A 13,401-nucleotide genomic window follows, 5' to 3' on the forward strand; every position below is an offset into this window, starting at 1 on the left:
AATGATAATAAACAATTCAAGTGATTTTTTGGGCTTCGAATTCGTTGCATAATATTAATATTTGTTAAGACACTCTCTGACCGCATTTTTTCACATATCCACTATAATATGATCACTATTTTTATATTCAAGGAAGAAGAGATGAAAGCGCTTATCTATAAAGGCAAAGGAAAAAAAGCAATTGAAGATCATCCCAAGCCAGAAGTTCAAAATCAAACTGATGCAATTATTAAAATGAAGAAAACAACAATATGTGGCACTGATTTGCATATCCTTAAAGGTGATGTTCCCACATGTGTTCCAGGCCGTATTCTAGGGCATGAAGGAATCGGAATTGTAGAAACAGTGGGCGAAAACGTTAATGCGATTTCGCCGGGTGATCACGTGCTTATTTCGTGTATTTCATCATGTAGTAAATGTGACTATTGTCGTCGTGGGATGTATTCACAGTGCCTGACAGGCGGTTGGGTTCTTGGTAATATTATTGATGGCACTCAAGCCGAATATGTACGGATACCTCATGCAGATACCAGTTTATATAAAATTCCAGATATAACGGATGATGCAATGGTTTTGTTAAGCGATATATTGCCTACTGGATTCGAATGTGGCGTATTAAATGGAAAAATTCAACCTGGTTCAACAGTTGCCATCGTTGGTGCTGGCCCAATTGGTTTAGCTGTACTTTTAACTGCACAACTCTATTCTCCTTCAGAAATAATCATGATTGATAAGGACGAGCATCGTTTAGAAATTGCAAAACAATTAGGTGCAACTTATATTTTAAATAGTCAAAAAGAGAATATCATTCATAAAGTAATGGAAATAACACACCAATTTGGAGTGGACGCAGCCATTGAAGCGGTAGGAATTCCAGATACTTTTGTGATGTGTGAAGATATTGTAGCGGCGGGTGGCATTATTGCCAACATTGGAGTCCATGGAATTGAAGTGCCCCTACATTTAGAGCGATTATGGTCAAAAAATATTGCTATTACCACGAGACTTGTTGATACCATTACAACACCTACTTTGCTTAAAATGCTTTGTACAAAAAAACTTAACCCAAACAAGCTTATTACCCATCATTTTAAATTTGAAAATATCATTGAAGCATATGAGACTTTTGCTCAAGCGAGCAAAACTGGGGCTATTAAAATGATCATTAGCATGCAGTAAAGGATCTTTATGTGCATGATAAATAGGACCATGTTTCAGGTGATTGTGTTTTGTCAAAGGTGGTGCACACTATATTATCGAGAGTTTACGTTCATATGATAAAATTTTTAGAATGTGAGACGAAGAATTTTTGATTTGCCTCCAACATGTTAATCTAACCTTGTGAATACGGTTGTTTCAATTTATTGAATAAGGCAGCGATCCGGCTTTTCATCTTGCAACGACAATGTGACAAAACCGCAGGGTACCTCAGTGTGTTTTTCTTTATCTTGACTCGGTTTCGTTTGTGACTCCTGAAGTGGTGATTGCACTTTGGGCATGGTTTCTTTGATACGCTCTAGCGAAAGCTCATCGGCAGGGTCAACGAAAAATCCGGCTCTCACATGACTAAAACAAGGATTAATCCCATGCTCAGCCCTTAGTTTATTCTCATTGATATTACCGCGATCAATTGTCCATAACTCTTCTATGCTTCTTGAGAACAATCTTTCTATATACATTTTGTCACTGTCCAAAAAAGCCATTTTACGTCTATCTTTACCTCTAAAAAAATGTAGTGTATGTGTAAACTCATGTCCAATGGAGATAAAGGCAGGTTTGAAAGCTAAACTGGTTTCTTTGCCATACGTTAATGCTTGTAATGGATAACGAGAGTCTTCCCAAAAATTACGAGGATATAAAAGCTGCATTTGCTTCCATATTGTTCTGGGATAATTAAAAAATTTTAATGCTGGCTTTGTAGTTGCATCAGTCATTGCCGCGGATTCACCAACACCTGAGGTTGCTACAGGGGTAACAGATAACATAGGGGGATTTTTTTCTTCAACTGAAATGCGACAACCATGCTGCTCTGCAAGTTGATTTAATTTGATAATCAATCTCTGTCCGGTTGGTTGAGATAATAGTTGACGCACAAATACTGCAATATGTTCTTTCTCTTTGCTTTTTTTATCAAATACCAAAACAACATCCATAAAGTAATTATATTGCTCGCGCAAATATTCTGCGGGATGTGATTGTTTATCTTTGGGGATTAATTCCATGTTGAACGCATGAAAATATAAAAGTGGGTTTTGTAAATGTACGTTATGTAGTGCATTGAGTTTTTGATTCAGCTGACTGACTTCTTCAAATAAATCTGTAAAAACAATACCTGTTTTTACGTCTTGGTTACTATCAAATAATGCTAAAGTTTGATCAATACGCCGGTAGATTAGATGCTCTAAATTATCAGCTTGCTGAATAATATCGTCACTCTGCAGTCTGGGTATGTCAGCAAGAAAAGCATCAACTTGGGCTGTCATTTTTTTATTTTCTAACCGTTCTTTCTGTAGGTTTTTAGTATACACTGTATGTTTCTCAAGCATCATTATTTCAGTATATAACACAACGAGGCGGCGTTTACCAATAAATAAGCAAAAAACTGTATTTTAGGGGTAATGATATGTGCGTTCTTGCAAAAATTTTCAACCTCAACAATGGTCTAATAAATATCTAATAGGATTAAGTTTCTAAATATCCAAAAGCCCTATTAGCAGCGAGGAAAATAGATATTTACCAAAAATATAAGGTTAGAAAATAAATTCCTCTCTTAATGTTCTATTAATTGTCAATTTGATATAATATGGAATATGAAGGATTGATTTAGTTTTAAATACAATCGCTCATGTAGTGCGGCAAGTCTTCTCCTTTTTATGCTCGTTATCACCTATCTCAAAAATTACTCGATGTTTTCTTAATGTCCACTTAATCTATATATTGTACTATATGTGTTCTTTAATTATTTCAAAGGGTGTTTCATGTTATCAAAGACGGTCAAAATGTCATATGAAGGTCGATTCTTTGTGCCCACCGTTGAGCTAAAAGAAAGAATAAAATCAAAGCAGGAAGTAAGGCCGGAAGATTTTACGATAATAGCTTACTCAAGTTCTGGTGGCGGAGAGGAATCTATCACTTTATTAGAGCAGACTACGGCAGCCTTTCCCAAAGAAATGGTGCGAAATTTAGTCTGTTTGTATCCTGAGCGCCTTGTTGAACATGAGATTCTTGCTCAATTACAAGCAACAGTAAAATTGGATAAGCATGTTGATGATGAGATGGATACATTTGGGCATGCTTTTACCATGGTCCAAAAAAAGTTAGAAGGGAAGTTGCTTGCGGGAGTAGTGTCCAAAGTTGCTTTAATGCATGCGAATACGAAGCTGGATGTTATCGAATTTTTCAATGATTTGGCCAATGGAAAATCAAAAGAGGAGTATCCTTTTTCTTCTGAGGAGTTAGATGCTCTAAAATCATTTTATGCATCAATTTCAGGAAAAGAGCCTTGGAGCACTGATAAAGAATTACTTAAAGCGGTTTGTGTTCAGCGAGGTATGGCCTTGATTTATACTCAGAGAGCCCGAGTAATCATTGAACCAGTAGTGGCGGAATCTATTAATGAACTTTGTGAGCAAAATGCTTTGGAGGGATTAGAGTACGTTGAAAAAAAACGCTCTCTAGCTGTATTTACTACTGGAGGAGTTGCCTCTGGAAAAGGGAGTTGTCTGAAACTTGTTTCAAAAGTTATAGGACACTATGAGCCTGAGCCTGTTGCATGGAATCAGCTCGTTCATCATAATGCGGATAGACTGAAACCTTTTCTGCAAAAACCCGAAGTAGATCCCCTGAAATATTCTCAATTTACGTACGAAGAAGCCCTGTTGGTTAAAGAAAGGGTAATGCACGTTATTGCGAAAAAAAGCAATGCATTGGGAGGAGAACGATATCCTCATTTTCTTCATGACCAAACCAAATTAAAAGCTGATGAGCTTCGAGAGGCGAATCAGCGCTATGGTGAAGTAGACATTGTTGCGATTTCTACGGATGTAACTTCTGCTGTTGAACGAGCACATGGTCGTGGGAGAACCACCCAACGCTATGAGCATACAGAAGGGTTGCTAGGTTCCCATCAAGCAGTACCAGGGGAAATGATGAAATCTTTAAATCAAGAGGAATTAATCGGTTCCAATGTTTCTGTGGCGATGTTTGATAATAATAGTCCGACACGAGAATTGACCCTGTTTGCAACAATAAATATGAGAACGAAGGAGATTAATATTTATGATAGGGAAATGATGCAAAATTGGATTAAGAAAGAAAATATAAATCCTAAAGCAAAACCAGGGGAATCTTTATATATGGAGAAGCCGGTTCGTTCAATTGCGGAATATTTTGGTCCTTTGCTTGAAAAAGGTTTCGAACTGGAGTATCCGCAGGAAGAGACTACCATGACATTTAAAGTATAATTAAATTACCCTATTTGCTAAAGTTAACATATGGTGCTTATAATGTTCATAACTTATTCACAAGGAGTAAAACATGATGTCGAAAGAAGCTAATGGTACAAAAAGTCCTAAGGATGCTACAAAAAAATGGTCTTTTTTAGATACGTCCAAACAAGTTTTGGATGAAGAGAAGAGCTTAAATAACTCAGAAAAAGAAACACCAGTTAAGGGTAAAAAAGAAGCTATCACCAGTTCAGATAATATGGTTGAAGCGGAACCAGATATAAATCGGCTTTTTAAGCATAAATAGTTTGGATATAAGAGGCTATCGAAAAAATCGATGCCTTAGATTGTTGGAAACGAGAAAAGCCCAAACGCTTCCCTCGTGTCAAAAAATTTTTTTGATATCCCTAAACTATTATAATAAGGTCAGGTTCTTCCATGAAAAGAGGCTCAAAAGGTTGGGTCTATTTTAGATGTTTTATTCAGGGAAACACGGCAGCTTTTACTCTTTGTACAGGCTAAGGGAATCTAATGATACTCAATTACGGAGTAATGTTTTTTGGGATAAAAAGCATGCTCTTAATTCATCACGATGAATCGAAAACTAAATGAGCTATTCCTGCTATCTCATAAATACGTGATCTGATTTATTAGTGTCTTAATTAAACAAATTTGCATAACCCAGGTAAGGCGCTTTTCATTGACCTCCAGTACCGTTTTAAAAACTAAGTTAATGATAGTCCACTACTGTCACAGTTACGCTACAATTTATGACACAGTAAACCACTGCTTAAAAGGTCAGTTTACATCACAAGCACGTTGAAAATTTTTAATAGAGCTATCAATTTCATTCATTCCATCGGTAAGGAAGGCGGATGCTATCGAGCAATGTGAGGGCACACCCCCAGGCCTACCGGTACAAATGTGTCTTTTATGAGCTAAGGTTTTTATTCTTAGTATGGTTAGTCTCTGCTATTTGTGTGTTCGTGGTAGATTTTGAATCAGATGCAAAAAAACATGAGCTGTTTTAGCGGTATTTTTCCTGCGTTTTAATTTTACCATTCACATACGCATCAATGGTCTTAGAAAAATCAGTTTGTAGGATCATCTCATTAAGAAATTCTTTGAAATTATCACTAGTAATTATCTTGTTATCTGCTAGGTCATGGATGCCTTTTAGGATTAAATCAATATCATTTTGTTGCGCTAGTTTGTGAACGGTTTCTTTTGTTAATAAATCTGCATCATCTAAGAAGTCTAAAAATTCTTGAAAGCCAGGCCTATTACAATGAAACAGATACTCTTGGACGTTATCGTTTGAAAAGGATCTATCAGCATATCGTATTTTATTTAAACCTTTTAAGGCTAAAGTAAGGTTGTCTTGCAGGATTAATTGACGAAAATTGTCTTTTATTAAAAACGAGCTTTTTAATAATCAAACGATCTTAATGAATTATTATTATGCAATTTATAAAATAAACTGTCAATTTGTGATCGTTGTTGAAACCATAACTTGCATCAGCAGAACTCTCAAATTTAATGAAGATGATTTTGGGCAACTGCAGCAAGCAGCATTTGGAAAATTTAAAAAATTGAAAAATGAATCTGGCTTTCTGTAACAATTAGGCAACTAAATAATAATGACGCCTATACTATTTTGGAATTTTGAAATACTCATCAATGATTATGAATATAAATAAGGCATTATGAGCAATAATGAATAATTAGCCTATAATTTAGATTATAGAAAACTGATGATTGGTATTTTGAAATGCAAAGTAAAGAGTTAGAAGATGGGAATCAAACGAAAAGACAAATCGTTTCACCTTCAATAGAAGAAATTATGGGAGGAGACGACATAACAAAACATTATCTCGATGAGGAAAACAAGCAATACAGAATATATCGTTACAACAAAGAAGTTTATGCTGTTCGCATGGAGGAGCCGAGGGATTTTTCACACATGTGGAGTAGTCATAAAGGTGAACATATTTCTCAAAGAAAAACGTTAGGTTCAGGTCAATTCGGAACGGTATATCAAAAAACAAATGATAAAGCATTTAAAGAAGTTGGCCGAGGGGAGGATAAACCAAGAGATATTAAAACAAATCTTGCAATTCTGGATCAAAAGTTTCTGCTTAAAAAGCATAATATAGAAGAGTTTTTTGTTTTGGGTTTATGGAATATTAAAGACAAACATGTGTTTAATATGCCAAAGTTAGCCTCTGCAGAGATGAAGAGAGATGAATTAAAACCTAAATTTGAGGAATTTATTTTAGCACTTAAAAAAGTTAACGAGTTAGGCTACATGCACCCTGATTTAGCAAATAATGTTAGGCATAATAGCCCACAAAATATGCTTGTTACAGCCGAAGGCGTAAGAACAATTGATCTGGATTCAGGATTTATGCCTTATGTTGAATGGGCTAAAGAACCAACAGATAATCCAATTTCAGCCAAATTTAAGCAACAGGCTCTTATTTCAGGCAGGGATCAATGGTTATATGTATATAATTACCATTATCCCACAGCAGAGGGTAGAAAGGTATGGAGAAAAGAAATAGAAGACTGGTACGAAAAAAACCCGGGAAAAACTTTATCAGAAGATCCAGATGCACTATATTCCTTTTATAAAAAAGGGACAATCGCTCTGCCTCAAAGTTATGTGGATGAATTAAATCTGAGAAAGGAGGAAGAGTATCTAAAGAAGAATGAGTTGAACAAAGAAAATACTAAAGAAAGCATTCCAGAGTATCGCAAAGGTAGTACGAAGGATAGGAAACATGATTTTCGAGAAGTCAGTACTGACCATACCTCCTGTGAGGTTTTTAAAAAAGAATATCAAGAAATAAAAGGAGATTCGCTAAAGAGGGCAATTCTTAAATCACTTAAAGATTCGGTAGCGGATATAGAATCGCCAGAAGATTTACAAAAATTCAAATCTGACTTTTTTAATTCTCCTGAAATGGAAATCATTAATACCGCTCAAGGTAAAACTACAGAACTTTTAGGAAAATTCGGTTTTAAAACAGACTCTCATCGGGCGGTAGTGAAAATTTTCGAAGAAGCAGCAAAAAGGTTTGAAACAGGTAATCAAAATATTCCGAAATAAGATTGTTTTTTTAACCTACTGAAAGCCATTGAAGTATAATACACTTTAGGTATCTATTTGTATTTCGATAAAATATTACTATAGGCATAAGGGTTTGTACTGAATATAAAAGCACTAAAACCCAATAAATAATTATAAAATGCAATCTGATTTTGCTAAGTTTTAATACTGGGACCAGATGGCAAATCTGTAAAGATGCTAGTAATTGATTATGTTTGTTATCTCAATTAATTTTTAAGGCATAAGTTAAGTTTAATAAAACTCTAAATCATTCTAGGTTCTTAAGTAAGTAATTTCACTAATTGAATTCTCTTTCTGAATAGATACGGAGGTGAATAGTTAGGGCAATATGTTTATACAATAAAAGTTATGAGGGTTTCGATTTATCAGGTTAAAATTTGTTAAAACAAAAAATAGCTCTATAACGAACCCATCGTTCTCTGTTTAATCTATTATGCTTCGATTTTTTTATTATTTTTTATCTCTTTAAGTTATGCCCAATCACCAGGTTCTTTTTCACAAGCTAAGAAAATTGCATCCCAATTATTTCAACAAAACCCTCAAACAATATATTGGCAATGTAACTATGAAGATAAAAAGGTTGATCTAAAGAGTTGTAAGATGCAAGCTGCTGAAGCAATTAAGAGAGCACATAGTATTTAATGAGAGCATAATTATAACTGCTGAACATTTTGGGCAACAATTTGAATGCTGGCGGACTCCCTTATGTGAGGACGGTGGAGGAAGGATGTACAAAGGATGCAGATGCTGTGAAAAAATAGATGATCGATATCGACATGTAGAAGCAGAACTTTACAATTTATATGGCCAGAATTAGGAGTTGTGAATCAAGCGCGATCTAACTACCGATTTACAACATTGCCTTATCAATCTGATTTTCTAGGATGCGCAATGATAAAGCCTCCCATCGTGCTGAACCCCCTGATAAAGCAAAAGGAGTTGTAGCTCGGGCTTATCTTTTTATGTCTGATCATTATGGTCTTTCTTTGAGCTCCTCACAAAAGAAATTATTAATTGCTTGGAATAAGTCATATTAAGTCATATAAACCTAGTTCTTGGGAAAAGCAGTGGGCTTCCAAGGTAGCTATGATTGAGGGCTATGAGAACTCTTACATTACTCAAGGGCAAAAGAAAGCGAATAATTAAAATGGAATGACAAAAGTTGAGCCCTTGTAAAGATTATTTTTTAGGCAAAAAGTTAAGCGGTAAACATTCCAAAATAAATATTAAAAATAGTTCGAGTCAATTGTTTTTTTATTTTTTATTTGTTTAACATATCAAAGCTTATGTCTTTTCTAATTCACTTATCTGGGGATATCTAAGGTTTACCCCTTTATTAAGTCAAATCGGCTTCCAAGTAAAAGTCCTTGCACACTTGGGCTAGTTGGCATGTGCAAAATGAAACAGCCTTACACGACTTACAAGAGTTTGGAGGCTGGTCAAATTACGAAACGGTACTACGTTATGACACCTTTCAAGTGACCATTTAAGAACAGCTGCAGAACGAGTTTATGACACGTTTTTGCCACAGTAGGTTGGTTTTTATGACACAGTATTTTGACTAAGGCATTGATTTTAAAAGAAAAAAATGACGCGCCCGGAAGGATCAAATATTAATTAGTATTTAGAGCTTATTATTAAATTAAAATGATCCCAAGATTCAGGGGAAGGATAGATTCGTCAGTCACTTTGTTCCTTCCTCACCGCTTTGCGGCGCGCTGAAGCGCGTCCAAAATGCTGCGCCGCGCTTTGCGCTCTTCGCTTCGCATTTTGTCGAACCTCGTTCGGTTCGAACACTTCCGGGCCAAAGACATTGGATGTTTTTGGCTGTCATTTCGGAGTGATTTTTGCTTTTGTGATTTTTATTAAAAATGGCGCGCCCGGAAGGATTCGAACCTCCGACCCCCTGGTTCGTAGCCAGATACTCTATCCAACTGAGCTACGGGCGCGTTGACTGGCGGAGAGAGAGGGATTCGAACCCTCGATGGGATTTCTCCCATACTCCCTTAGCAGGGGAGCGCCTTCGACCACTCGGCCATCTCTCCAATCAATGGTTGCGCAGTATAACAGGTATTTTGATGCCGTCAATATGCAATATCTATAAATTCAAGTTGAATGCATGGAGACAAAAACTTTAAATACACCAATATGATCTATAATTATCCAAAGAAGGATAAATTGCTTTGTGAATCTTATAGTATTCATTTTTTCAAGAAGTTAGTTTAATAATTTTTTATTTAATGCTTTATAAAAATTTCCAAATTTTCATGATTACTGCTACTCTTTATCATTCATAAATCAGAGCTACTATCGGTGAAGAGGTATGGCGTTAAGTTAAAAGATCTGGGTTATTTCAAAAGAAGTATGCTGCCAATTTGATACAGAGTAATTGGGAGTAATCTACTCTTTTAACGAAACATCGTTGCAGTGATGTAACCGCAATTTAAAAATAAGGAGGATCGATGAAACAGAAGTCGAATTTACATGGCCGAGATGTGTATATTGTTGATGGAAATCGAACACCATTTCTAAAGGCCAAGGGAATAGGTCCTTTTTCTGGATCTGATTTAGCGGTAGCTGCAGGGATGCCATTATTAAATCGACAACCCTTTGCTCCAACAGAGTTGGACGAAGTAATTATTGGTTGCGCAATGCCTAGCCCAGATGAGGCAAATATTGCTCGCGTAGTTTCTTTGCGTCTGGGATGTGGTGAAAAAGTACCTGCATTTACGGTAATGAGAAATTGTGCCTCCGGAATGCAAGCATTGGATAATGCAGCCATCCAAATTGCAAGTGGCCGCAGTGATTTGGTTCTTGCAGGGGGTACGGATGCCATGAGCCATGCGCCATTATTGTTCAACCAAAAAATGGCATCTTGGTTAGCCAGTTGGTATTCTGCGAAGAGTATGAGCCAAAAATTAGGGCTAATCACACAATTTAGACCGGGTTATCTTGCCCCTGTGATTGCTTTGCTGCGTGGCCTTACTGACCCTATTGTCGGTATGAACATGGGACAAACTGCCGAAAAAGTTGCTTACCGCTTTAATATTACCCGTGAACAAATGGATGAATTTGCCAATCAAAGCCATTTAAGACTGGCAAAGGCTTATGATGAAAATAGAATGACGGAAGTCACACCGCTTATTGACTCTAAAGGACGTATTTATTCACAAGATGACGGATTACGAGCAGATTCAACCGTAGAGAAATTAGCAAAATTAAAGCCTTTTTTTGATAAAAAATACGGCATGGTAACCCCTGGTAATAGTTCGCAAATCACAGATGGGGCTTGCTTGTTATTGCTGGCCAGTGCTGATGCTGTGAAAAAATATGGTTTGCAGGTTATAGGAAGAATAGTTGATTCACAATGGGCTGCGCTTGATCCTTCGCAAATGGGACTTGGCCCAGTACATGCAGCAACTCCTATATTACAAAGACAAAAATTAAAACCTGAAGACATGGATTGCTGGGAAATTAATGAAGCGTTTGCTGCTCAAGTTTTGGGTTGCGTTGCTGCTTGGAATGATGAGAATTATTGCCGAACTCAGTTAGGTTTGGAAAAGGCGTGGGGTGGCCCTTCATTAGAAAAGCTTAATCGCGATGGCGGTGCAATTGCAGCAGGGCATCCTATAGGCGCAAGTGGTGCGCGAATCGTATTACACGTTTTAAAATCATTGGAACAAAAAAATGAGTCGCGAGGTATGGCTTCTATCTGTATTGGTGGAGGACAGGGCGGGGCTATGTATCTTGAACGAGTGACTGAGGTGAAAGGACATGAATAATTACAAACATTGGGACTTGAAACGCGATAGTGACAATATTCTGTGGTTAGGCTTGGATAGAAAAGATACATCTATAAATAGCATTAATGAAGAAGTATTAGATGAACTCAACAGCCTTCTGCATGAAGTGTCGCAAGATAAAAATGCTATAGGCTTAATTGTTCATTCAGCTAAAGAAAAAGGGTTTATCGCGGGCGCAGATGTAAATGCTTTTTCAAAATTTGAGACTCCAGCCCAAGCAGTAGATTTTTTGCGAAAAGGGCAAGCTGTTTTCGCTCGATTACAGGCTCTTACAATTCCTAGCGTTGCTATGATTGATGGTTTTTGCATGGGTGGCGGCTATGAATTAGCTTTGGCCTGTACTTACCGAGTTGCTAGTGATGAAAAAGATACTCGAATCGGTTTACCCGAAGTCATGTTAGGTATACATCCTGGTTGGGGTGGTTCTGTACGTTTACCTCAATTGATCGGTGGCTTTAATGCTTTATCGCAAATCATTCTAACCGGTAATGCAGTACATGCGGCAAAAGCTAAGAGTTTAGGTATGGTTGATGAGGTCGTTCCTGTACGTCAGCTAAAACGAGCCGCAGTTTATTTTATTAAAAATAAACCACCAAAACATAAACCTTCCTTCATACAAGGACTTACTAATAGTGCTTGGCTAAGAAAACCTATTGCTGCTTTAATGCGTCATAATATTGCTAAACGGGTGCGAAAAGAACATTATCCTGCGCCTTATGCCATTGTTGATTTATGGGAGAAAGAAGGGGGTATAGGGGATAGGGCTTATTTGAAAGAGATAGATTCGGTGGAACATTTAGTATCTACTGGAATTACTGCAAAAAACTTAATCCGCGCTTTTACCTTACGTGAGCGTTTAAAAGGCTTTGCAAAAGGCAGTGATTTTAAGGCAAATCATGTACACGTTATTGGTGCTGGTGTCATGGGAGGCGATATTGCTGCATGGTGTGCTCTACGTGGCCTGCGAGTCACTTTGCAAGATCAAACTTATGCTCAAATTGCTCCGGCAATTGGCCGTGCTCATGCATTATATAAGAAAAAATTACGTAAGCCCCGTCTGATACAAGCTGCGATGGATAATTTAATTCCTGATCCTGAAGGCCATGGTATTGCCCGCGCTGATGTAATTATTGAGGCGGTATTTGAAAATCTTGCAGTAAAGCAAGAAATCATGAAAAAAGTTGAAAAACTTGCTAAAAAAGATGCCATCATTGCTACCAATACCTCCAGTATTCCATTGGATGAAATCAGTAGTGTCATGGCTAATCCTAATCGCCTGGTTGGAATTCATTTCTTCAATCCAGTTGCTAAGATGGACCTGGTTGAAGTAGTGAGCAGTACACAAACCTCTAAGAAGGTTGAACTTAATTCATGCGCTTTTGTCAATCAAATTGGCAAACTGCCGTTACCGGTTAAATCCAGCCCAGGATTTTTAGTAAATCGGGTCTTGATGCCTTATCTCATGGAGTGTGTCCAATTACTGGATGAAGGATATAGTGCTGAAACTATTGATGAAGCAGCTTTGTCTTTTGGTATGTTCATGGGACCTGTAGAGCTTGCAGATACAGTGGGATTAGACGTCGGTTTGGCTGTTGCTGAAAATTTAACAGGCCATTTTGGCGGAACTGTACCACAAAAGCTGCGTGACATGGTTAAAGAAGGTAAGCTTGGTCGGAAAACAGGTCAAGGGCTTTATCAGTACAAAAATGGTAAGCCAATCAAAAAACAACCTAGTACGCCAATTCCTCCACATATTGCAGATCGCTTAATCCTAAGAATGGTTAATGAATCAGCAGCTTGTTTGCGTGAGGGTGTTGTTGCTGATGCAGATTTGCTTGATGCAGGTATGATTTTCGGTACTGGATTTGCCCCTTTCCGTGGCGGTCCAATGAACTATGCTAAGGATTTTGGAACCAATAATTTGGAAAATTTATTTAAGACTCTTGAGTCCAAGTATGGTGAACGTTTTAAAGTGGATGAAAGCTTTTAATTTGCTTTTGCTATTTTTATAAAATATGTA

Annotated in this window: 8 protein-coding genes, 2 tRNA genes and 1 pseudogene; 8 read left to right on the plus strand and 3 right to left on the minus strand. The window is 37.1% G+C overall.

Going from position 1 to position 13,401, the window contains the following annotated elements; translation table 11 throughout:
• The first annotated feature begins 141 nt into the window (after positions 1 to 141).
• The gene (locus tag DY223_RS07700) at positions 142 to 1,179 is read left to right on the plus strand and encodes a zinc-dependent alcohol dehydrogenase family protein (RefSeq protein ID WP_058457735.1); all 1,038 of its coding nucleotides are present in this window, start codon (positions 142 to 144) and stop codon (positions 1,177 to 1,179) included.
• Between the two features lie 182 nt (positions 1,180 to 1,361).
• Here the strand turns inward: DY223_RS07700 and DY223_RS07705 are convergent, their stop codons facing one another.
• A complete protein-coding gene (locus tag DY223_RS07705) occupies positions 1,362 to 2,549 on the minus strand; it encodes a hypothetical protein (protein WP_160116280.1) in 1,188 nt (395 codons plus the stop codon).
• A 429-nt stretch (positions 2,550 to 2,978) separates the two neighbouring features.
• On the opposite strand from DY223_RS07705, the gene DY223_RS07710 reads away from it, so the two are divergent.
• The 5 genes and pseudogenes from DY223_RS07710 to DY223_RS19480 all read left to right on the plus strand — a co-directional run.
• Positions 2,979 to 4,463: a zeta toxin family protein gene (locus DY223_RS07710; RefSeq protein WP_235810446.1), complete on the plus strand. Its 1,485-nt coding sequence runs from the start codon at positions 2,979 to 2,981 to the stop codon at positions 4,461 to 4,463.
• A 73-nt stretch (positions 4,464 to 4,536) separates the two neighbouring features.
• A complete protein-coding gene (locus DY223_RS07715) occupies positions 4,537 to 4,752 on the plus strand; it encodes a hypothetical protein (RefSeq protein ID WP_058457737.1) in 216 nt (71 codons plus the stop codon).
• Positions 4,753 to 6,216: 1,464 nt separating this feature from the next.
• Positions 6,217 to 7,557: a hypothetical protein gene (locus DY223_RS07725; RefSeq protein WP_058457739.1), complete on the plus strand. Its 1,341-nt coding sequence runs from the start codon at positions 6,217 to 6,219 to the stop codon at positions 7,555 to 7,557.
• A 905-nt stretch (positions 7,558 to 8,462) separates the two neighbouring features.
• Positions 8,463 to 8,615, plus strand: a complete 153-nt coding sequence (locus DY223_RS19475) for an endonuclease (protein ID WP_235810447.1) — start codon at positions 8,463 to 8,465, stop codon at positions 8,613 to 8,615.
• 333 nt (positions 8,616 to 8,948) lie between these two features.
• Positions 8,949 to 9,112: pseudogene (locus DY223_RS19480) on the plus strand (site-specific integrase); the annotation flags it as partial.
• Between the two features lie 338 nt (positions 9,113 to 9,450).
• Here DY223_RS19480 and DY223_RS07740 read toward each other — a convergent pair.
• A tRNA-Arg gene (locus tag DY223_RS07740) sits at positions 9,451 to 9,527 on the minus strand.
• Positions 9,528 to 9,533: 6 nt separating this feature from the next.
• Positions 9,534 to 9,623, minus strand: a tRNA-Ser gene (locus tag DY223_RS07745).
• Between the two features lie 417 nt (positions 9,624 to 10,040).
• Between DY223_RS07745 and DY223_RS07750 the strand changes: the two genes are divergently transcribed.
• Positions 10,041 to 11,360 (plus strand): acetyl-CoA C-acetyltransferase, encoded by a 1,320-nt coding sequence (locus DY223_RS07750; protein ID WP_058457740.1) that lies wholly within the window; start codon positions 10,041 to 10,043, stop codon positions 11,358 to 11,360.
• Positions 11,353 to 13,371, plus strand: a complete 2,019-nt coding sequence (locus tag DY223_RS07755) for a 3-hydroxyacyl-CoA dehydrogenase NAD-binding domain-containing protein (protein WP_058457741.1) — start codon at positions 11,353 to 11,355, stop codon at positions 13,369 to 13,371. The genes DY223_RS07750 and DY223_RS07755 overlap by 8 nt, the downstream gene beginning before the upstream one ends.
• The last annotated feature ends 30 nt before the right edge of the window (positions 13,372 to 13,401 follow it).

It is taken from the genome of Legionella bozemanae (assembly GCF_900450575.1).
In the GTDB taxonomy this organism is placed as follows: Bacteria; Pseudomonadota; Gammaproteobacteria; order Legionellales; family Legionellaceae; genus Legionella; species Legionella bozemanae.

Excerpts from the sequence above, each read along its gene's own strand:
- DY223_RS07700 (WP_058457735.1), top strand. The coding sequence starts at position 142 with ATGAAAGCGCTTATCTATAAAGGCAAAGGAAAAAAAGCAATTGAAGAT.
- DY223_RS07705 (WP_160116280.1), bottom strand. The coding sequence starts at position 2,549 with ATGATGCTTGAGAAACATACAGTGTATACTAAAAACCTACAGAAAGAA.
- DY223_RS07710 (WP_235810446.1), top strand. The coding sequence starts at position 2,979 with ATGTTATCAAAGACGGTCAAAATGTCATATGAAGGTCGATTCTTTGTG.
- DY223_RS07715 (WP_058457737.1), top strand. The coding sequence starts at position 4,537 with ATGATGTCGAAAGAAGCTAATGGTACAAAAAGTCCTAAGGATGCTACA.
- DY223_RS07725 (WP_058457739.1), top strand. The coding sequence starts at position 6,217 with ATGCAAAGTAAAGAGTTAGAAGATGGGAATCAAACGAAAAGACAAATC.
- DY223_RS19475 (WP_235810447.1), top strand. The coding sequence starts at position 8,463 with ATGCGCAATGATAAAGCCTCCCATCGTGCTGAACCCCCTGATAAAGCA.
- DY223_RS07750 (WP_058457740.1), top strand. The coding sequence starts at position 10,041 with ATGAAACAGAAGTCGAATTTACATGGCCGAGATGTGTATATTGTTGAT.
- DY223_RS07755 (WP_058457741.1), top strand. The coding sequence starts at position 11,353 with ATGAATAATTACAAACATTGGGACTTGAAACGCGATAGTGACAATATT.